The organism is Dickeya sp. Secpp 1600, from assembly GCF_003049805.1.
Classification (GTDB): domain Bacteria; phylum Pseudomonadota; class Gammaproteobacteria; order Enterobacterales; family Enterobacteriaceae; genus Dickeya; species Dickeya fangzhongdai.
In genome coordinates this window covers 4,596,212-4,616,749 of sequence record NZ_CP023484.1, presented here as the reverse complement: position 1 = coordinate 4,616,749, position 20,538 = coordinate 4,596,212, and the positions used below count along the sequence as shown (strand labels likewise).

Below are 20,538 nucleotides of genomic sequence, written 5' to 3'. Positions count from 1 at the left end.
GGAATGATGTCGCAGCCACCAAAAATTTTGCTGCTGTTTGCCCATCCGGAATCCCAGGATTCGGTCGCGAATAAGCTGTTATTACAATCCGCCCGCCAGCTCGGGCATGTCACCGTGCACGATCTTTACGCGCACTATCCTGATTTTTTTATCGATATTCATCATGAGCAGCAGTTGCTGCGCGAGCATCAGCTGATCGTGTTTCAGCATCCGCTTTATACCTACAGTTGCCCGGCTTTGTTGAAAGAGTGGCTGGATAGGGTGCTGACCCGCGGCTTTGCCAACGGGGTCGGCGGTAATGCGCTTGCCGGAAAATACTGGCGATCGGTGGTGACGACCGGCGAGCAGCAAGACGCTTACCGGTCTTCGGGTGTGAATCGTTACACGATGGATGACGTATTGAGACCGTTTGAAATGACGGCGACCATGTGCCACATGCACTGGCTGTCGCCGCTGGTGATTTACTGGGCCCGGCGCCTACCGCCGGATGTATTGCAAGAGCATGCCAGAGCCTATGGCGACTGGCTGGCGTCGCCATTTCCGCGTGGAGAATCCTAGCACATGGAAACCTCTTCTTTGCTGAATGCCGGCGTGCTGTTTCTGTTTGTTGCCGTGTTGATGGTGCCGATTGCCGCCCGTTTGGGAATCGGCGCGGTGCTGGGGTATTTGCTGGCCGGTATCGCCATCGGTCCGTGGGGGTTAGGCTTCATTCGTGATGTGGAAGCCATCCTGCATTTTTCCGAGCTGGGCGTGGTGTTCCTGATGTTTATCATCGGTCTGGAACTGGACCCGGCCAAGCTGTGGCGGCTGCGGCGTTCTATTTTCGGCACCGGCGCGGCGCAGGTGCTGTTGAGCGCCGCGGTGCTGGGCGGCGCGCTGTATCTGAGCCAGTTTTCCTGGCAGGCGGCGCTGATTGGCGGTATTGGACTAGCGATGTCTTCCACCGCCATCGCGCTGCAGCTGATGCGCGAAAAAGGCATGAACCGCAACGAGTCCGGCCAGCTCGGCTTTTCCGTGCTGCTGTTTCAGGACCTGGCGGTGATCCCGGCGCTGGCGCTGATTCCGGTGATGGCGGGCGTGCAGGGCGAGCTGGATGACTGGCGTCAGGTGGTGCTGAAGGTGGTGGCGTTCGGCGGCATGTTGATCGGCGGCCGCTATCTGGTGCGTCCGCTGTTCCGTTTTATCGCCGCCTCGGGCGTGCGGGAAGTGTTTACCGCCGCCGCGCTGTTGCTGGTGCTGGGCTCCGCGCTGTTCATGGACGCGCTGGGGCTGTCGATGGCGCTCGGTACCTTTATTGCCGGCGTCCTGCTGGCGGAAAGCGAATACCGTCATGAACTGGAAATTTCCATTGAGCCATTCAAAGGGCTGTTGCTGGGACTGTTCTTCATTTCGGTAGGGATGTCGCTCAATCTCGGCGTGCTGTACGCCAATATCCTGATGGTGCTGGCGGGCGTGGCGATCCTGGTGGTGGTGAAAGGGTTTATTCTGTACCTGCTGGCGCGGTTGTACGGGCTGCGTTCCTCCGAACGCCTGCAGTTCGCCGGGGTGTTGAGTCAGGGCGGTGAATTCGCTTTTGTGCTGTTTTCCTCCGCCGCCACCCACAAAGTGCTGAAAGGGGCGCAGTTGCCGCTGCTGCTGGTGACGGTGACCCTGTCGATGATGGTGACGCCGATCCTGATGCAGTTGATCGACCGTATTCTGGCGCGCCGTTTCAATGCGCAGGAAGAGCCGGACGAAACGCCGTACGTGGAAAACGATGAGCCGCAGGTGATCGTGGTGGGATTCGGTCGTTTCGGGCAGGTGATCGCCCGTTTGCTGATGGCCAACAAAATGCGCATCACCGTGCTGGAGCGCGATATCAGCGCCGTCAGCCTGATGCGCAGCTACGGCTACAAGGTCTATTACGGCGACGCCACCGAGCTGGAGTTGTTGCGCGCCGCCGGCGCGGCACAGGCTCAGTCCATCGTGATTACGTGTAATGAGCCGGAAGACGCGATGACCATCGTGCATCTGTGCCAGCAGCATTTCCCTCACCTGGAAATTCTGGCCCGTGCGCGCGGCCGTGTGGAGGCGCACGAGTTTTTGCAGGTCGGCGTGACGCAGTTCTCGCGCGAAACCTTCTCCAGCGCGCTGGAGCTGGGCCGCAAAACGCTGATCTCATTAGGGATGCATCCCCATCAGGCTTACCGGGCGCAACAGCATTTCCGGCGGCTCGACATGCGCATGCTGCGCGAACTGATGCCGCAGCGCCAAGGCGATGTGGCGCAGATTTCCCGCGTTAAGGAAGCCCGCCGCGAGCTGGAGGATATCTTCGAGCGCGAAATGCTGCGTGAGCGACGTCGACCGGACGACTGGGACGAACACTAGGCGCATTCGCGGCGTACCGCAGTATGCCGCGAACGCAGACCATCAGGATACATCAAGAAAGGGAGCCGGAGGGCAACCATGCGGAAACGTTTTATTGCCGGGGCGGTATGCCCGAAGTGCCACTCGCAGGATACGCTGGCGGTGGGGCGCGAGGGCGACGATGAGGTGGTGGTGTGCGTGCACTGCGGTTATCAGCAGAGCCAGTCGGAAACGCCGCCAAAAGCCGCCACCCCGCCTGCCGGCGAAATCATCGGTATGTTTCGCCCGGAATAGGGCGACACAAGCCTTAAGTCATTGCTGCCGGCCAGCTTTGCCGGGATAGTTTATCGCAGACAGTTTTTTTATCCCGGACAGTACATGGGGACGTTTTTCCGCTACAATTTGCGCAAAATCGATTTCCAACGCTAGGAGATATCATGAAAGTAGCAAAAGACCTGGTGGTCAGCCTGGCCTATCAGGTACGTACGGAAGATGGTGTATTGGTTGATGAGTCTCCGGTGAGCGCACCGCTGGACTATCTGCATGGTCACGGCTCGCTGATTTCCGGTCTGGAAAAAGCGCTGGAAGGCCGCGATGTGGGCGAGCGTTTTGACGTCAGCGTCGGCGCCAACGATGCCTACGGCGAATATGATGACAATCTGGTTCAGCGCGTGCCGAAAGACGTGTTTGTCGGCGTGGACGAGCTGCAGGTCGGCATGCGTTTCCTGGCCGATACCGATCAGGGTCCGGTGCCGGTAGAAATCACCGAAGTGCAGGACGATCACGTCGTGGTTGACGGCAACCACATGCTGGCGGGTCAGAACCTGAAATTCAACGTGGAAGTGGTCGCTATCCGCGAAGCGACGGAAGAAGAACTGGCGCACGGCCATGTACACGGCGCGCACGATCATGACCACGATCACGACGGTTGCTGCGGCGGCCACGGTCATGATCACGACCACGATCATGACCACGGTAAAGGCGGTTGCGGCGGTAACGGCGGCTGCGGTTGCCACCACTGATTTGCCCTTCCCCGAAAAGGCCGCGTTTGCGGCCTTTTTCTTTTTTGTGTCAGGGGTTGAGTTGTCAGGGCACGATCGGCGCTTTGGTTTTTTGCAGTGAACGCATGAACGTGTCGTTCAGATGCAGGTGCTGTTCCACCAGTGTCGGCGGCGTGAGCGCCAGCCATTGATTCAGGGAGATGTCCGCGTAGTGGTCGCTCTTGAACAGTTCCAGAAAGCGTAGTGGCGTGGTGCCGGTGTTCTCCACATAGTGCCCCATAGCGAACGGCACATAACCGACGTCGCCGGCCCGAAAATCGAACGTTCGCGCCTGCCCGGACGAAGCAAATACCCCCATCCGTCCTTCCCCTTCGAGATAGTACTGCCATTCGTCATTGTTGGGGTGCCAGTGCAGTTCCCGCATCGCGCCGGGCTCCAGCTCCACCAGCGCGGCGGCGATGGTTTTGGACACTTTGAACACCGAGGAGTCGGTAATGCGCACCGTGCCACCCTTCATCTTGATTGGGGTTTGCGCCAGCATGCGGTGACTGAATGGGTTGGCGACCTGACCGGCGCCGCCAAACGCGCCTTTGTCGATCGACCCCGGCACCGGCGCGGCAAAGATGTACTCTTCGGACGGGCTGGGCAGATGGCTGAAGGTTTCTACCGGTACGCCGAAGTTTTTTGCCAGCACCTCCGGCGGTACATGTTTGAACCAGTCGCTAAGTAAAAAGGTGCTGTCTTCGTCGAAGTTACCGCTGTCAAACGCCAGCAGAAATTCACAGCCATCCGGCCCCAATCCCTGAATCGAGTGCGGTACGCCGGGCGGGAAGTACCATAAATCGCCGACGCCCAGATCGTCGACAAACCAGCGTCCCTCGGCGTCGATGGCGGTGATGCGGGCATTGCCGTACAGCATATAAGCCCATTCGCCTTCCTTGTGCCAGTGCAGTTCACGGATGCCGCCGGCGTTGAGGCGCATATCAACGCCGGCGATGGTGGTGGAAATGCCCAGTTCTCGCTGCGTCACCTGACGCGTCCAGCCGCCGCTGCCTTTGCGTATGTGTGCGTCGCTAAAAGAAAAACGCAGGTTGGGCAGGGTGCCGTTGTCGGTCAGTGGCGGGTTGACCAGGTCCGGGTTCTGCGCTTGCCGCAGCGGGTTTTGCGGGCCGGGATCATTACCGCCCTGGCCGTTGCCGGTCCACGGAATGGCGTTGTCTTGCGCATGCAGTTTACCGGCGGCCAGCGCGACGGTTCCACCGACAGTAAACGCCATAAAGTTTCGACGAGTTAATGCATTCATTAGCGACTCCCTTGCTGAGTGATCGTGGTGTCATGATTGACGTGGGTATCATTCGAATGTGTTTTTCCGTGTGGGCACATCACTACCCACAGCCGGTTACAGTTAAACGTTATTTATTCTTGTGGTGGAGAGATGTCGTTTCATCCCTTTAGGGAAGGCGAGTTGTAAGGATGTGTTGGCAATAAATATAAATATAATTTATGTGTTTGCGGTGAGTAATGGTGAAAAAACAGGCTGGTTGATTTTTTGTTTAATTAATGTGTCTTTTTTGTTTTATGAAGAGCACGTTCTGATAAAAACAGCTTGGGCGGGTTGGTTGGGGGGATAAATCAGGCCGATGTGGTTCAGTCATACTCGTTTACACGTTGTGTACCCGTCCGGGCAAAACCGTCCATCATAAAAACCGCATCATCATGAAAACCCAACGCCTCCCGTGGGAGGCGTTGAAAGCACATCAGTCAGCGACGCCGGTCACTCTTTTCCCATCAGCATTGCGTCCTGCGGGGCATTGTCGCGCTGGGAACGCGTCATCAGGAAATAGCTGTAGCCCGTCAGCATCAGCACGATGAACAAGCCGCCAATCACCGGGTTAAACCACAGCATGGCTATCAGGCACACCACGGACAGCGCCAGTGCGATAGCCGGGATGATCGGATAGCCCGGCGCATGGAAAGTACGATGCAGGCCCGGTTCGGTACGACGCAGGCGGAACAGACTCAGCATACTCATCATGTACATTACGTTGGCGCCGAACACCGCCATGGTGATCATCGCGGCGGTCAGGCTCATCCCCTGCAGGTTGATCCAACTGTCGCTGAAGATAGTAGCGATGCCAATCACGCCGCCGGTCAGAATGGCGCGGTGCGGCGTCTGAAAACGGGACAACTTCGCCAGACCGGCGGGCAGGTAACCGGCGCGGGCCAGCGCGAAGAACTGGCGGGAATAGCCGAGGATGATGCCGTGGAAACTGGCGATTAGCCCGAACAGCCCGATCCACACCAGCATGTGCATCCAGCCGGAGTTTTCACCCACCACGGCTTTCATCGCCTGCGGCAATGGGTCGTTGATGTTAGACAGGGTGCGCCAGTCGCCCACGCCGCCAGCCATAATCATGACCCCGAGCGCCAGCACCACCAGCGTGATGATGCCGCTGATGTAGGCTTTGGGGATGGTGCGCTGCGGATCTTTGGCTTCCTCGGCGGCCATGGCGGCGCCTTCAATCGCCAGAAAGAACCAGATAGCGAAAGGAATGGCGGCGAAGATGCCGGAGATAGCCGGGCTGCCGAAATTATCGCTGCCGGCCCAGCCGTTGGCGACAAAGTGGCTGATGCTGAAACCCGGCGCCACCACGCCCATGAACACCAGTAGCTCAATGACCGCCAGCACGGTGACAAACAGTTCGAACATCGCCGCCAGTTTCACGCCCAGAATATTCAGCGTCATGAAGATTAGATAAGCCCCGGTGGCCGCGTAGCGCGGATCCAGCGACGGATACTGCACGTTGAGATAGGCGCCGATAGCCATCGCGATCGACGGCGGGGCGAAGACGAACTCGATCAGGGTCGCCATGCCGGCAATCAGGCCGCCGGTTTCGCCGAAGGCGCGGCGGCTGTAAGCGAACGGGCCGCCGGCGTGAGGAATGGCGGTGGTCAGCTCGGTAAAGCTGAAAATAAAGCAGGTATACATGGCGGCGATAATCAGGGTAGTGACGAGAAAGCCTAATGTTCCCGCCACGCCCCAGCCGTAGCTCCAGCCAAAGTACTCGCCGGAAATCACCAGACCGACGGCGATTCCCCACAGATGAAGCGTACCCAGGGTGGGTTTTAACTGCATTGTCATGACGCTCTCCCCTACAAGACGCGGGATGAAAACAGCCGGTTTTCATCACCCCTATTTATAAGAATCAGTTAGTTATAAAAACCATCGGGTTGTAACAACCGTTTGCTGTTGTCTGCGACGGGCACGCCCGCTAGGTCCGCATGTTTCGATAATGCCGCTGACGGTCGGCCGGCGACTTGACATCCGCGCGGAGATTTTTGCGCTCTGCGGTCAAACCGGGGGAATTCGACCGGGAGGTGTCGCGTACGGTCAATTTGCGGCATTGCGACGTCAAGCATCGTAACGGGAGTGATCACATCCTGAGAGCCGATCACCCGGATAGCACCCGGTCTGGCCCTCTTTGGATGAGATAACACGTATGGCAGAACAGGACATGGCAGAGCAGTACATGGCAGAGCAGTACGATACCCTTGATAACACCACCCTGGACCAACTGGCCGCGCTGGCCATGACACGTTACCCACCTGCATTGCAGGGGCAGCTCGCCCTGCTGTGTCGTTCGGAAAACGCCACCTATCGGCTGGTCGCGGGCGGTAAACGTTACGCGATGCGCATTCATCGGCCTGGCTATCATCAGCGCGAGGATATTGCCGGCGAACTGTCCTGGCTGGATGCGTTGCGGGAAGAAGGGATTACGGTGCCGCAGGCGCTGACCGGGCTGGATGGCGAAACGGTGCAAACGGTGACGACGGCGGATGGCACGGTGCGCAATGTGGTGCTGTTTCACTGGATTGAAGGCGAGATGCCAACCACGGCAGTCGATGCCGCCGCCTTTGAACAACTGGGCGTGATCACCGCCCGTTTGCATCAGCACAGTCGCCGCTGGGCGCGTCCGAGCGGCTTTCGTCGTCTGGTCTGGGACCATGACACCATGGTGGGGGCGCACGGTCACTGGGGACGCTGGCAGGACGCGCCCAACCTGAAAGCGGAAGACCACGGCATCATCGAGGAAACGCTGGCGCAGGTGCGCGACGCGCTAACGCACTACGGCAAAGATAGCCAGCGTTATGGCCTGATTCACGCGGATTTGCGCCTGACCAATCTGCTGTTGCTGAACGGCGAAACCCGGGTGATCGATTTTGACGATTGCGGCTTCAGTTGGTATCTGCACGATTTGGCGGCGGCGATCAGTTTCGTGGAGCACCACCCCAGCGCGCCCGCGTGGGTGGAAGGCTGGCTCAGCGGCTATCAGCGCGTCTGTCCGCTTAGCGAGGCGGATCGGGCGGTGATCCCGTCGTTGTTGATCCAGCGTCGTATCCAGTTGATGGCCTGGGCGGGTTCTCATAGCCAAACCGAACAGGCGATCGGCCTGGGAGCGGACTGGAGCGATCACACCGTGCGGTTGTGTCGTCGCTATCTGGACAAGGAAGCGCTGCCGGTCGGCGCCTGAGCCGATCGTCGCGGCAACTGCACCACAACAGCGCACCGTGGGATCGCCGTGGTGCCGCTCTGTCTTACGACGCCAGTTAAATCAGTGGCTTGTGAATGGTATGGAAATTGCAGGTCTATGATATTTCGTCGGTTGTGTGTGAGGCAGGAATCATGGAAACCACGTCTTTTCGGCTGCCGCCGGTCGCCGGGCTGCCCATCGGGCACCGGGGCGTTCTGGCCGCCGCCGCATCGGGCCTGACCGATTTTATCGGTGAAAAAGGCGGTGATGCGGACCGCATTCTGGGCATCAGCGGCATCAACCCCGAACTGCTGGCTTGCCCGACGCTCAGTGTCGGGCTGGTGAATTACTGCCGGGTGCTGGAGGAAGCCGCCCGCTATTCGGATTGCGATAATTTCGGGCTGCATTACGGCCGGCAGTTCAAGCCGCAGGCGCTGGGGTTGATAGGCTATGTTGGGTTATGCAGTGCCACTCTGGAGCAGGCATTGCATAACGTAGTCAATGCCTTTCCCTTTCATCAGCACGATACGCTGATCCGTCTGGTGGACAAGGGCGACTGCTGGCGTTTCGACTATCAGGTGCGTCACGGCGCCATCCTGCACTGCCGTCAGGATGCGGAACTGACGCTGGGGATGATGTTGAACCTGATTCGTCATGCGGCCGGCAAAAACTGGGCGCCGCGGGAAGTGCATTTTGAGCATCCTCGCCCTGAACAGTGGCATGAGCACTGCAAGGCGTTCGACGCGCCGGTTTACTTCGATCAACCGTTCAATTCTCTGCTGATCCCCAAACGCGACCTGATGCGAGCCATGCCGGATCATGATCCGCTGTTGCTGCTGGTGGTGCAGGATTCCCTGCGCCGGCTGAACAGCGACGTTCCCCAGCAGAGCGTGGTGGATATGGCGCGCGCCCGACTGCGTCAGGTGTTGCCGCAAGGCGAGCCGTCGCTGGAAGAGGTGGCGGAAAACATCGGTCTATCGAGCTGGTCGTTGCAGCGGCGGCTGAAAGACGAAGGCATTACTTTCACCCAACTGGTGGAGAAGGTGCGTTGCGAGATGGCGACCCATTATCTGCAGCAGCGTCAGCTGTCGATTTCCGAGATGGCGTTCCTGCTGGGTTACTCTGAGGTCAGCGCTTTCTCCCGCGCGTTCCGTCGCTGGTTCGGCATCAGCCCGCGGCAGTGGCGCAAGGCATAGTCTGTCGCGATCGGCGGGTCACGATGACCGGGTTAAGCGATGACAGGGTTAGGTCATACGACGACTGGGTTAATAGTGCGGCGGCGGCGTCTCTTCCGACTGCGACGCAATCATTGATGGCGATGTCGCCCGCAGTTTTTCGGTCATTAGCCGCAGTTGTTCGCGCAGCCTGACCATTTCCAGTTCGTGCTGCACGACGGTCTGGTTCAATTCTTCAATGGTGACCTCCTGAAAAGCCAGACGACTTTCCAGTAATTCGAGCCGTTGTTCCAGTGCTGACAGTGACATCTTTATTTCCTCCCGTGCAGTGTGCGCAGAGTGTGTCAGAAAGCGGAAAGTTCTGGTAGCAAAACCATACGCCGTCGGGCGTAAATCCTGGCATTCAGAATTTTTCGCTATCCGGTGCGGCGCGTCGTTGTATTGTCTTTGCGCGCAACGTTATAGTAGCTGGCGAAATGTTAATGTTGCCGGGGCATGGTGCTCCGAATGTTGGAGAGATGGATGAAATCACTGTTTAAAGTCACACTGCTGACGGCAGCCATGGGACTGGCGCTGAGTACGGGTGTTATGGCGGCGGACGCGGCCAAGACCACTGATGCCGCGGCGGCAACCTCTGCCCCAGCGGCAGCGGACGCAGCGAAAGCGGCGGCGGGCAAATTCAAGAGCGATGAAGAAGCCGCAGCATACGCACTGGGTGCGTCGCTGGGCCGCTACATGGACAACTCCCTGAAAGAGCAGGAAAAGCTGGGCATCAAACTGGACAAGCAACAGCTGATTCAGGGTGTTCAGGACGCGTTTGCCGACAAGAGCAAGCTGTCTGACGAAGAGATCGAGAAAACCCTGCAGTCGTTTGAAGGCCGTGTGAAAGAAGCCGCTCAGGCCAAAATGCAGCAGGATGCCAAAGACAACGCGGATAAAGGCACCAAATTCCGTGATGCCTTCGTCAAAGAAAAAGGCGTGAAGAAAACTGAGTCCGGCCTGCTCTATCAGGTAGAGAAGGAAGGGACCGGCGCGGCGCCGAAAGACAGCGATACCGTAGTGGTGAACTACAAAGGTACGCTGGTTGACGGTTCCGAGTTCGACAACTCCTACAAGCGCGGCGAACCGCTGTCTTTCCGTCTGGACGGCGTAATCCCGGGCTGGACCGAAGGCCTCAAGCATGTGAAGAAAGGCGGTAAGATCAAGCTGGTCATCCCGCCGGCGCTGGCTTACGGCGAAGCGGGCGTTCCGGGGATCCCGGCTAACTCCACGCTGGTGTTCGAAGTCGAACTGCTGGACATCAAATCGGATGCCGACGCTAAAGGCGCTGCGCCGAAAGCGGAAAAACCGGCTGACGACAAGGCTAAGAAAGCCGCTCAGTAATCGACTGACCGCCGCCGGTGGCGGCGTCGGCACGATGGTGATACCGCCTGCTCATCAGAGCCGGCGGTATTTTTTTGCCCTAACGGGCGGCGGTACTGCGTATGCCCGGCAACTGCATGTTGCGGGTGAACAGGAGCGAACCGGTCAGCCGGCGCCGTCCTCGTAGCAGATGATGCCATTGCTGTGGCGCTTGAAAACGACGCGGGCCTGCGTCCCGGTGCGGTCACGCCGGTTCTCCAGAAAGAACTCGCCGTGGTGCAACTGCACGATGCGGGTCACGATGCTCAGCCCGAGCCCGATACCGCCGTAGCGGGTATCCATACGTACAAACGCCTTGGTCAGTTCTCCCACCTGGGACTCGTTGATTCCCGGCCCCTCGTCCGCGACGACCAGTTCACAGCCGCCGTTGGAATAGTCGGTGATCCTGACGGTAATGGTGCTGTTTTCCGGGCTGTACCGGTAAGCGTTTTCCACCAGATTGCGCAGCAGTAACTGCAGTAGCGTCGCATTGCCCGGTACGGTTCCGGTTTGCGTGTCCGACCGCCAGTCGAGCTGCTGGTGACGTAGGGTCGCCATTTCCTCCAGCTCTTCCTGTTTTGGCGTAATCACATCGTCAACCAGGGACACCGACTCGTAGTGGCCGGCGGCGAGTTCGTTCCCGACCCGAGCCAGCAACAGCAACTGTTCGATGGTTTTAGTCAGATGGTCGACGCGTTTGATTAATGGCTGGCAGTCGATGTGGTGCACTTGCTCGTGCAATTCCAGGCTTAGCCGGATGCCGGCCAGCGGGGTGCGCAACTCATGCGCGACGTTCGAGGCGAAGAGCCGGTCGCGGCGCAGCGATTCGCTAAAGCGCGTAAACAACTGGTTCATGCTGGCGATTACGGCTGCGACTTCGGTGAGATTGCTTTGTTGCTGGAGCGGTTCCAGATTTTCGGCGCTCCGATTTTGCAACTCCTGCTGCAGTTCGGTAAGTGGGCGTGTAAGACGACTGATGGCCTGTGCGCATATTAATAAGGTGGCGGTAACCATGACCAGGCCCGGCAGACTGAGAGCGGCTATCGCTTCATAAATCTCGAACTGGATATCGTCTTCGCGCGATTGCTCGGTCAGCGCCTGATTAACCAGCAGCTGAATTTGCTCCTTACTCTCGTACCATAACCAAAACACGCTGATAAGCTGACAAATCAGCAAGATACAACCAAGCGTCAGGATCAGCTGCTTCCTGATGCTGGTGGTGCGATCCGGAAGAGAACGGGGGATGAGCCTCATGTCTGATCACCCTTGGTCAGCAGATAGCCGAAACCGCGCAGGGTCTTAATCCGATTTTTGCCGATCTTCTGCCGTAGGTTGTGGATATGCACTTCCAGCGAATTGGAGGAGGGGTCGTCGTCCCAGCTGTAAAGGTCCTGATGCAGCACTTCGCGGTGTACCTGTGAACCGGCCTTGAGGATCAGCCGGGACAGAATGGCGAACTCTTTGGGGGTCAGGACGATGGGTTTATCGTCCAGCATGACCTGTTGATTGTTGAGATCGAGCGTGATGTTGTCTACCCGGATCCAGCTGTCGCTGGATCCCTGATGGCGGCGGATCAGCGCGCGGACCCGCGCCTGAAATTCGCTCAGCGCAAAGGGTTTTATCATGTAATCGTCTGCGCCGACGTCCAGCCCGGTAACGCGATCGTCCACCGTGTCGCGGGCGGTCAGGATTAACACCGGTTGCTGGTAGTGGTTCCGCCGCCAGCGGTTTAGCAGGGTGAGGCCATCTTCATCCGGCAACCCCAGATCCAGCACCACCAGGCTGTAGTGGGCGCTGGTGATCAGGGCATCCGCTTCTTTGGCGGTGGAAGCGCAATCGCAGACATACCCTTCGTTGCGCATCGCCTGCAATAATCCTTCCTGTAACAACGTATCATCTTCAACAATCAAAAGTTTCATGAAGTGCCCCGACACGGTTGAAGAATATCAAGCGGCGCCTGATATTCCGCTGTCGCAATGTTAAACATGCCCAGAACGGTATGGAACAGATTGTCCTGGGAAAAACGTTGCTGACCGGCCTGCTTGCGCATGCAACTGTCGTCGATGGAAAACTGTTGCTGATAGCCGCCGGAAAGCCACATCAGCATCGGGATATGAGTTTGTTGTGTGGGCGCGACCGCGTACGGCATGCTGTGCAGGTAAATCCCGTCTTCGCCCAGTGACTCGCCGTGGTCGGAAAGATAAACCAAAGCGGTGTTAAATTTATCCTGATGCCCTTTCAAGACATTAATTGCCTTATCAACAATATAGTCTACGTAGAGAATCGTATTATCGTAAGTATTGATTAATGATTCTCGCGAGCATGTCTGGATCTGATTGGTATCGCAGGTTGGGGTGAATTTTCGAAAGGCGTCGGGATAGCGCTGATAATAGGCCGGCCCGTGGCTGCCCATCGTATGCAGCACAATGATGCCGTCGTTGTTCAACTGATTGATGTAATCTTCGACGCCGCTGAACAATGCTTCGTCATGGCATTCCCCATCAATGCACTGGCCGGGCAGATTCAGCGCGGTGATATCCGTGCTCGGCACGCGATCGCAGGCGCCTTTGCAGCCGCCGTCGTTCTCCTGCCAGCGCACGTTGACGCCGGCGTGCTGCAGCACATCCAGCAATCCTTCCTGATGGGCGGCCAGTTGTTCATCGTAGCCGGCGCGCGGCATGTTGGAGAACATGCAGGGAACGGAAACCCCGGTGGAGGTGCCGCAGGACGCCGTCTGACTGAAATAGATCACATTGTCGTTGGCCAGCCGCGGGTTGGTGGGTTTGCTGTAGCCGCCGAGCGAAAAGTTCTCGGCACGGGAGGTTTCCCCCACCACCAGAATCACCAGATTCTTTTTGGCATCGTCATTCGGCAGCGGCTTTTTATGCGCATCCAGCCCAATTTGCACCAGCGGTAAATTGGCTTGCGCGTGATGACGGTAATAGGAAATGTTGGCGAAAATAATATTGCTGGGGGTCAGCGATTTCACCAGCTCCTTATTATTTCGCATCAGCGAGGCGTAATCCTTATAGAAAAAGGTGGCGACCAGCAGAATGGCGACAATCGACATCAGGATGCTGAAGCAGCGGGAGCCAATCGCTATCCAGCTTATCGGCGTCGGTTTGATTTTAACCCACAGCGCGCCCAGCGCGGGAACAAGGCCCAGCAGCGTCAACCAGAGCAGGTACTGCGGCGTCACCAGCGCCATCGATTCCGCCATGTTGGTTTCAAACACGTTTTGCATCATGGTGCGGTCGATGATGATGCCGTAGTTGATCATGAAATATTGTACCGCCGCGCCGCCCACCAACAGCAGGGCGACCACGCCCTGACGCAGCCAGGAAATCGCCAACAGGGTGAACAAAATATTCAGTACCGCGAAAATGACGACGGGCATGGTGGCCAGGAATAATCCATCCCGCCAGGTGTTGATAGCGACCAGATGCGAAACCTGGCGGTAGTAGGCGATATTTTGTATCAGGGTAATGAAGGCAGCGAACACCAGATTATAGGTAAAGCTGCTCCAGACCGGGCGGGAGAGGCGAGACATTTTAAACATTGCGGATAGCCATCCATGCGGGGAAATATGATGTGTCGCACTCTAAACCGCATAAATTAAATCAACCTTAAGAGAGGTGACGCTGGTCCGGCCATGAAATACAAAGGACGACGCAAGGGTTATTTGATAGACTGATAATCCTGTCAATACGATGATAAATGACGTTGAGGGTGGTGCCTGCCATGTCTACTTCGCTTGTTACTGGCGAATCCAATGACCTTGATTTGCTGGACCAGCGTCCGTTCACGCAGACGGATTATGAAATCCTGAAATCGTATGAAGCAGTGGTCGACGGTCTGGCGATGCTGATCGGCGATCATTGCGAAATCGTGCTGCACTCGCTGGACGACCTGAAATGCTCGGCGGTCCGTATCGCCAATGGCGAGCACACCGGACGGAAAATCGGCTCACCCATTACCGATCTGGCGTTGCGCATGCTGCACGATATGGCAGGCGAAGACAGCAGCGTTTCCAGAGCGTATTTCACCCGCGCCAAAAGCGGCGTATTGATGAAGTCGGTAACCATCGCTATCCGCAACCGCGAACAGCGCGTGATCGGGCTTTTGTGCATCAATATGAATCTCGACGTCCCCTTCTCGCAGATCATGCAAACCTTCATGCCGCCTGAAATCAAGGAAGTGGCATCCTCCGTCAACTTTGCGTCTTCGGTGGATGAGCTGGTGGCGCAGACGCTGGAATTCACCATCGAAGAGGTGAACGCCGATCGCAACGTCTCCAACAATGCCAAGAACCGCCAGATTGTGCTCAATCTCTATGAGAAAGGCATCTTTGATATCAAGGACGCCATCAATCAGGTGGCCGACCGGCTGAATATTTCCAAGCACACCGTCTACCTCTATATCCGTCAGTTCAAGAGCGGCGACTTCAGCGGGCACGATCGTTAATGCTGAGTTACTGCCTGCTGGTGACCGGGCCCGCCTATGGCACGCAGCAAGCCAGCAGCGCGTTTCAGTTCGCGCAGGCTTTGCTGACGCAAGGATATCGGCTGCAGAGCGTTTTCTTCTACCGTGAAGGGGTGTTGAACGCCAACCAGCTTACCGCGCCGGCCAGCGACGAGTTTGATCTGGTGCGGGCCTGGCGGCAACTGGCGCAGATCCATCAGGTGGAACTCAATGTATGCGTGGCGGCGGCGCTGCGTCGCGGCGTGACTGACGCGCAGCAGGCGGAACAGTTACAGCTGGCGGGGGCGAATCTCCAGCCGGGGTTTACCCTGAGCGGATTAGGCGAGCTGTCGCAGTCGGTACTGCGCTGCGATCGCGTCGTTCAGTTTTAGCCGCAGGGGAATAAGATGAAGCGAGTTGCTTTCGTATTTACCCAGGCGCCTCATGGTTCGTCTGCCGGTCGGGAAGGGCTGGACGCCTTGCTGGCGATGTCGGCGCTGACCGAGGATATCGGGGTTTTCTTTATCGCTGACGGCGTGTTCCAGCTTCTCCCAAACCAGCGGCCGGATCTGATCCTGATGCGCAACTATATCGCCACCTTCGGGGTGCTGCCGTTGTATGACGTTGAACGCTGCTATGTCTGCGAGGCGTCAGCGCGTCAGCGCGGGATCCCGGCGGAAACCCGCTGGGTGCTGGATGTGGAGCCGCTGGCGGCCGATGCGCTACGTGCCACGCTGAACACTTACGATACCGTCCTGACCTTTTGACCGGTGACCCCATGCTGCATACTCTGGCTCATTCACCTTACCATACCGACCTGGATGCGCTGCTGCGCAACGTCGGCGACGGCGATGCCATTCTGCTGCTGCAGGACGGCGTGATTGCCGCGCTGGCCGGCACGCCCGGCGGCGAGCGTCTGTTATCCTCCGGCGCGACAGTGCATGCCCTGAAAGAGGATGTTGAGGCTCGGGGCCTGATTGCGCAAATTTCCACCACAATTGTGTTGATTGACTATACTGAATTTGTGCAATTAACTGCCCTGCATTCCCGGCAACTGGCCTGGTAATTTCGCCTTTTTGTATATTTCTTGACTCCTTACCCGGCCAGCCCTAAAATTCTGCGTCCTCATACTTTGCCTCTGTGTTGGTATGGGGTGATTTATTACGTGTTTACGAAGCAAAAACCAGGAGCTTTTTGAATGGCAACAATTAACCAGCTGGTACGCAAACCGCGCTCCCTGAAGGTTGCTAAAAGCAACGTTCCGGCGCTGGAAGCCTGCCCGCAGAAACGTGGCGTATGTACTCGTGTATATACCACCACCCCGAAAAAACCGAACTCCGCACTGCGTAAAGTATGCCGTGTTCGTTTAACTAACGGTTTTGAAGTTACCTCCTATATCGGCGGTGAAGGTCATAACCTGCAGGAACACTCCGTGATCCTGATCCGTGGCGGTCGTGTTAAAGACCTGCCAGGTGTGCGTTACCACACCGTACGCGGCGCGCTGGACTGCTCTGGTGTTAAAGACCGTAAGCAATCCCGTTCCAAATACGGCGTGAAGAAGCCCAAGGCTTAATGGTTCTCCGTTAAGTAAGGCCAAACGTTTTAACTTTAATGTCAAACTAAACTCGTAGAGTTTTGGACAATCCTGAATTAACAACGGAGTATTTCCATGCCACGTCGTCGCGTCATTGGTCAGCGTAAAATTCTGCCGGATCCGAAGTTCGGATCAGAACTGCTGGCTAAATTTGTCAATATCCTGATGGTAGATGGTAAAAAATCTACCGCAGAAGCAATCGTCTATACCGCGCTGGAGACCCTGGCTCAGCGTTCTGGTAAAGACCATCTGGAAGCCTTTGAAGCAGCACTGGACAACGTGCGCCCGACTGTCGAAGTTAAGTCGCGCCGTGTTGGTGGTTCTACTTATCAGGTTCCAGTTGAAGTTCGTCCGGTTCGTCGCAATGCTCTGGCTATGCGTTGGATCGTTGAAGCTGCTCGTAAACGCGGTGATAAATCCATGGCTTTGCGCCTGGCGAACGAACTTTCTGATGCAGCAGACAACAAAGGTACTGCTGTGAAGAAACGTGAAGACGTTCACCGTATGGCTGAAGCCAACAAGGCGTTCGCTCACTACCGCTGGTAATCCCTGCGTAGACGTTAATAACCCGGCGGGCGCTTCAAAGGCTGACCCGCCCGGGTTTACTACTTTGAACGCCCTAGGAATAGAGGAAACAAATGGCTCGTACAACACCCATTGCGCGCTATCGTAACATCGGTATCAGCGCACACATCGACGCCGGTAAGACCACTACTACTGAACGTATTCTGTTCTACACCGGTGTGAACCACAAAATCGGTGAAGTTCATGATGGCGCCGCCACTATGGACTGGATGGAGCAGGAACAGGAGCGTGGTATCACTATTACCTCCGCTGCGACCACTGCCTTCTGGTCCGGTATGGCTAAGCAGTATGAACCGCACCGTATCAACATCATCGACACCCCGGGGCACGTTGACTTCACCATCGAAGTAGAACGTTCCATGCGTGTTCTGGATGGCGCAGTCATGGTTTACTGTGCGGTAGGTGGTGTTCAGCCGCAGTCTGAAACCGTATGGCGCCAGGCAAACAAATATAAAGTTCCGCGTATCGCGTTCGTTAACAAAATGGACCGTATGGGCGCGAACTTCCTGAAAGTTGTTGACCAGATTAAAGTGCGTCTGGGTGCGAACCCGGTTCCGCTGCAGCTGGCGATTGGCGCAGAAGAAAACTTCACCGGTGTTGTTGACCTGGTGAAAATGAAAGCCATCAACTGGAATGATTCTGATCAGGGCGTGACCTTCGTTTACGAAGATATTCCGGCCGACATGCAGGATCTGGCCGACGAATGGCATCAGAACCTGATCGAGTCTGCAGCAGAAGCTTCTGAAGATCTGATGGAAAAATACCTGGGCGGCGAAGAGCTGACCGAGGAAGAAATCAAGAAAGCACTGCGTCAGCGCGTACTGAGCAACGAAATCATTCTGGTTACCTGTGGTTCCGCGTTCAAGAACAAGGGCGTGCAGGCAATGCTGGATGCCGTTGTCGATTACCTGCCGGCACCGACCGACGTACCGGCAATCAACGGTATTCTGGACGACGGTAAAGATACGCCGGCTGAGCGTCACGCTAGCGATGATGAGCCGTTCTCTGCACTGGCGTTCAAAATCGCAACCGACCCGTTTGTGGGTAACCTGACGTTCTTCCGTGTGTACTCCGGCGTGGTTAACTCCGGCGACACCGTGCTGAACTCAGTAAAATCTGAGCGTGAGCGTTTTGGTCGTATCGTTCAGATGCACGCCAACAAACGTGAAGAGATCAAAGAAGTTCGCGCAGGCGACATCGCAGCTGCGATCGGTCTGAAAGACGTGATCACCGGTGACACCCTGTGTGACCCGGAAAACCCGATCATTCTGGAGCGTATGGAATTCCCGGAACCGGTTATCTCCATCGCGGTAGAACCGAAAACCAAAGCCGACCAGGAAAAAATGGGTCTGGCTCTGGGCCGTCTGGCGAAGGAAGACCCGTCTTTCCGCGTATGGACTGACGAAGAATCCAACCAGACCATCATCGCTGGTATGGGTGAACTGCACCTCGACATCATCGTTGACCGTATGAAGCGTGAATTCAACGTGGAAGCGAATGTTGGTAAACCGCAGGTTGCTTACCGCGAAGCGATTCGCGCTAAAGTTACCGATGTTGAAGGTAAACACGCCAAGCAGTCTGGTGGTCGTGGTCAGTACGGTCATGTTGTTATCGACATGTACCCGCTGGAGCCGGGCTCGAATCCGAAAGGCTACGAGTTCGTCAACGATATCAAAGGTGGTGTGATTCCTGGCGAATACATCCCGGCCGTTGATAAAGGCATCCAGGAACAGCTGAAAGCCGGTCCGCTGGCTGGCTTCCCGGTAGTTGATCTCGGCGTGCGTCTGCACTTCGGTTCTTACCATGACGTTGACTCCTCCGAGCTGGCGTTTAAACTGGCCGCTTCTATCGCCTTTAAAGCGGCGTTCAGTAAAGCGAAACCTGTTCTGCTTGAGCCGATCATGAAGGTTGAAGTAGAAACGCCGGAAGAGAACACTGGTGACGTCATCGGTGACCTGAGCCGTCGTCGTGGTATGCTGCGTGGTCAAGAATCCAACGTTACTGGCGTTGTGATTCACGCTGAAGTTCCGCTGTCTGAAATGTTCGGATACGCAACCCAGCTGCGTTCTCTGACCAAAGGTCGTGCTTCTTACTCCATGGAGTTCCTGAAGTACGATGATGCGCCGAACAACGTTGCCCAGGCCGTTATTGAAGCCCGTGGTAAGTAATTCGGGTTTAACAACACATTGATCCCGTGCTCTCTCCGTCAGGGGAGAGCATTTGAGTAAGGAATATAGCCGTGTCTAAAGAAAAATTTGAACGTACAAAACCGCACGTCAACGTCGGTACTATCGGCCACGTTGACCATGGTAAAACTACTCTGACCGCAGCCATCACTACCGTTCTGGCAAAAACCTACGGTGGCCAGGCTCGTGCATTCGACCAGATCGACAACGCGCCGGAAGAAAAAGCGCGTGGTATCACCATCAACACCTCTCACGTTGAATACGATACCCCGACTCGTCACTATGCGCACGTTGACTGCCCGGGACACGCCGACTACGTGAAAAACATGATCACCGGTGCTGCCCAGATGGACGGCGCGATCCTGGTAGTTGCTGCGACTGACGGCCCGATGCCGCAGACTCGTGAGCACATCCTGCTGGGTCGTCAGGTAGGCGTTCCGTACATCATCGTGTTCCTGAACAAATGCGACATGGTTGATGACGAAGAGCTGCTGGAACTGGTTGAGATGGAAGTGCGCGAGCTGCTGTCTCAGTACGACTTCCCGGGCGACGACACGCCGGTTATCCGCGGTTCCGCGCTGAAAGCGCTGGAAGGCGATGCCGAGTGGGAAGCGAAAATCATCGAACTGGCCGAAGCGCTGGACAGCTACATTCCGGAACCGGAGCGTGCGATTGACAAGCCGTTCCTGCTGCCGATCGAAGACGTATTCTCCATCTCCGGCCGTGGTACCGTAGTAACCGGTCGTGTAGAGCGCGGCATCATCAAAGTGGGTGAAGAAGTTGAAATCGTGGGTATCAAAGACACCACGAAAACCACCTGTACTGGTGTTGAAATGTTCCGCAAACTGCTGGACGAAGGCCGTGCGGGCGAGAACGTGGGTGTTCTGCTGCGTGGTACCAAGCGTGATGAAGTTGAGCGTGGTCAGGTTCTGGCCAAGCCGGGTTCAATCAAGCCGCACACTCAGTTCGAATCTGAAGTGTATATCCTGAGCAAAGACGAAGGTGGCCGTCACACGCCGTTCTTCAAAGGCTACCGTCCGCAGTTCTACTTCCGTACAACTGACGTGACAGGCACCATCGAACTGCCGGAAGGCGTAGAAATGGTAATGCCGGGCGACAACATCAAGATGGTCGTAAACCTGATCGCGCCGATCGCGATGGACGACGGTCTGCGTTTCGCTATCCGTGAAGGCGGCCGTACTGTAGGCGCCGGCGTGGTTGCCAAAGTTATCGCTTAATTGCCGATAGCTAAAATGA

Annotated in this window: 21 protein-coding genes; 15 read left to right on the top strand and 6 right to left on the bottom strand. The window is 56.7% G+C overall.

Going from position 1 to position 20,538, the window contains the following annotated elements:
- Window positions 1–6 precede the first annotated feature (6 nt).
- The 4 genes from kefG (at window position 7) to slyD (ending at window position 3,368) form a co-directional block, all read left to right on the top strand.
- On the top strand, window positions 7–558 hold the full coding sequence (kefG, locus tag CPA59_RS20625; protein WP_038665004.1) for a glutathione-regulated potassium-efflux system ancillary protein KefG: 552 nt from the start codon (window positions 7–9) through the stop codon (window positions 556–558).
- 3 nt (window positions 559–561) lie between these two features.
- Window positions 562–2,367: a glutathione-regulated potassium-efflux system protein KefB gene (gene kefB / locus CPA59_RS20620; RefSeq protein ID WP_038920411.1), complete on the top strand. Its 1,806-nt coding sequence runs from the start codon at window positions 562–564 to the stop codon at window positions 2,365–2,367.
- A 78-nt stretch (window positions 2,368–2,445) separates the two neighbouring features.
- Entirely contained in the window at window positions 2,446–2,640 is a 195-nt protein-coding gene (locus CPA59_RS20615; RefSeq protein ID WP_038920410.1) for a YheV family putative zinc ribbon protein, read from the top strand.
- 143 nt (window positions 2,641–2,783) lie between these two features.
- Complete coding sequence (gene slyD / locus CPA59_RS20610; RefSeq protein ID WP_038920409.1) at window positions 2,784–3,368, top strand: peptidylprolyl isomerase; 585 nt, start codon at window positions 2,784–2,786, stop codon at window positions 3,366–3,368.
- 64 nt (window positions 3,369–3,432) lie between these two features.
- Here the strand turns inward: slyD and CPA59_RS20605 are convergent, their stop codons facing one another.
- Together CPA59_RS20605 and eat are read right to left on the bottom strand one after the other, a co-directional pair.
- Window positions 3,433–4,650 (bottom strand): oxalate decarboxylase family bicupin, encoded by a 1,218-nt coding sequence (locus tag CPA59_RS20605; RefSeq protein ID WP_100850235.1) that lies wholly within the window; start codon window positions 4,648–4,650, stop codon window positions 3,433–3,435.
- A gap of 471 nt (window positions 4,651–5,121) precedes the next feature.
- Window positions 5,122–6,489: an ethanolamine permease gene (eat, locus tag CPA59_RS20600; protein ID WP_038665023.1), complete on the bottom strand. Its 1,368-nt coding sequence runs from the start codon at window positions 6,487–6,489 to the stop codon at window positions 5,122–5,124.
- A 373-nt stretch (window positions 6,490–6,862) separates the two neighbouring features.
- Here eat and CPA59_RS20595 point away from each other — a divergent pair, with 373 nt between their 5' ends.
- Complete coding sequence (locus CPA59_RS20595) at window positions 6,863–7,879, top strand: phosphotransferase enzyme family protein (protein ID WP_049854280.1); 1,017 nt, start codon at window positions 6,863–6,865, stop codon at window positions 7,877–7,879.
- 152 nt (window positions 7,880–8,031) lie between these two features.
- Window positions 8,032–9,075: an AraC family transcriptional regulator gene (locus CPA59_RS20590; RefSeq protein WP_038665028.1), complete on the top strand. Its 1,044-nt coding sequence runs from the start codon at window positions 8,032–8,034 to the stop codon at window positions 9,073–9,075.
- A gap of 69 nt (window positions 9,076–9,144) precedes the next feature.
- On the opposite strand, the gene CPA59_RS20585 is transcribed toward CPA59_RS20590, so the two are convergent.
- A complete protein-coding gene (locus CPA59_RS20585; protein ID WP_038665031.1) occupies window positions 9,145–9,363 on the bottom strand; it encodes a protein SlyX in 219 nt (72 codons plus the stop codon).
- Window positions 9,364–9,576: 213 nt separating this feature from the next.
- On the opposite strand from CPA59_RS20585, the gene fkpA reads away from it, so the two are divergent.
- Window positions 9,577–10,437 carry an FKBP-type peptidyl-prolyl cis-trans isomerase gene (gene fkpA, locus CPA59_RS20580; protein ID WP_038665034.1) on the top strand — a complete coding sequence of 287 codons (861 nt, stop codon included), beginning with the start codon at window positions 9,577–9,579 and terminating at the stop codon, window positions 10,435–10,437.
- A 144-nt stretch (window positions 10,438–10,581) separates the two neighbouring features.
- Here the strand turns inward: fkpA and pmrB are convergent, their stop codons facing one another.
- From pmrB to eptA, 3 genes are read right to left on the bottom strand one after another with little or no spacing between them, the layout of a single operon-like run.
- A complete protein-coding gene (gene pmrB, locus CPA59_RS20575; protein ID WP_107760589.1) occupies window positions 10,582–11,709 on the bottom strand; it encodes a two-component system sensor histidine kinase PmrB in 1,128 nt (375 codons plus the stop codon).
- Entirely contained in the window at window positions 11,706–12,374 is a 669-nt protein-coding gene (gene pmrA, locus CPA59_RS20570; RefSeq protein WP_038920404.1) for a two-component system response regulator PmrA, read from the bottom strand. Before pmrA ends, pmrB begins: the two co-directional genes overlap by 4 nt.
- Window positions 12,371–14,014, bottom strand: coding sequence for a phosphoethanolamine transferase EptA (eptA, locus tag CPA59_RS20565; protein ID WP_038920403.1), 1,644 nt, complete (start codon window positions 14,012–14,014; stop codon window positions 12,371–12,373). The genes pmrA and eptA overlap by 4 nt, the downstream gene beginning before the upstream one ends.
- A gap of 182 nt (window positions 14,015–14,196) precedes the next feature.
- Between eptA and CPA59_RS20560 the strand changes: the two genes are divergently transcribed.
- From CPA59_RS20560 to tuf, 8 genes are all read left to right on the top strand, one after another.
- A complete protein-coding gene (locus CPA59_RS20560) occupies window positions 14,197–14,919 on the top strand; it encodes a transcriptional regulator (protein ID WP_013319711.1) in 723 nt (240 codons plus the stop codon).
- Window positions 14,919–15,308, top strand: coding sequence for a sulfurtransferase complex subunit TusD (gene tusD / locus CPA59_RS20555; protein ID WP_107760587.1), 390 nt, complete (start codon window positions 14,919–14,921; stop codon window positions 15,306–15,308). The genes CPA59_RS20560 and tusD overlap by 1 nt, the downstream gene beginning before the upstream one ends.
- 15 nt (window positions 15,309–15,323) lie before the next feature.
- Window positions 15,324–15,683: a sulfurtransferase complex subunit TusC gene (tusC, locus tag CPA59_RS20550; protein ID WP_049854209.1), complete on the top strand. Its 360-nt coding sequence runs from the start codon at window positions 15,324–15,326 to the stop codon at window positions 15,681–15,683.
- An 11-nt stretch (window positions 15,684–15,694) separates the two neighbouring features.
- Window positions 15,695–15,982, top strand: coding sequence for a sulfurtransferase complex subunit TusB (gene tusB / locus CPA59_RS20545; RefSeq protein ID WP_038920400.1), 288 nt, complete (start codon window positions 15,695–15,697; stop codon window positions 15,980–15,982).
- A gap of 132 nt (window positions 15,983–16,114) precedes the next feature.
- The gene (rpsL, locus tag CPA59_RS20540) at window positions 16,115–16,489 is read left to right on the top strand and encodes a 30S ribosomal protein S12 (RefSeq protein ID WP_012768095.1); all 375 of its coding nucleotides are present in this window, start codon (window positions 16,115–16,117) and stop codon (window positions 16,487–16,489) included.
- A 96-nt stretch (window positions 16,490–16,585) separates the two neighbouring features.
- Window positions 16,586–17,056, top strand: a complete 471-nt coding sequence (gene rpsG / locus CPA59_RS20535) for a 30S ribosomal protein S7 (RefSeq protein WP_013319707.1) — start codon at window positions 16,586–16,588, stop codon at window positions 17,054–17,056.
- Window positions 17,057–17,148: 92 nt separating this feature from the next.
- Window positions 17,149–19,263 carry an elongation factor G gene (gene fusA / locus CPA59_RS20530; RefSeq protein WP_038920399.1) on the top strand — a complete coding sequence of 705 codons (2,115 nt, stop codon included), beginning with the start codon at window positions 17,149–17,151 and terminating at the stop codon, window positions 19,261–19,263.
- A 71-nt stretch (window positions 19,264–19,334) separates the two neighbouring features.
- Window positions 19,335–20,519: an elongation factor Tu gene (gene tuf / locus CPA59_RS20525; protein WP_012882957.1), complete on the top strand. Its 1,185-nt coding sequence runs from the start codon at window positions 19,335–19,337 to the stop codon at window positions 20,517–20,519.
- The last annotated feature ends 19 nt before the right edge of the window (window positions 20,520–20,538 follow it).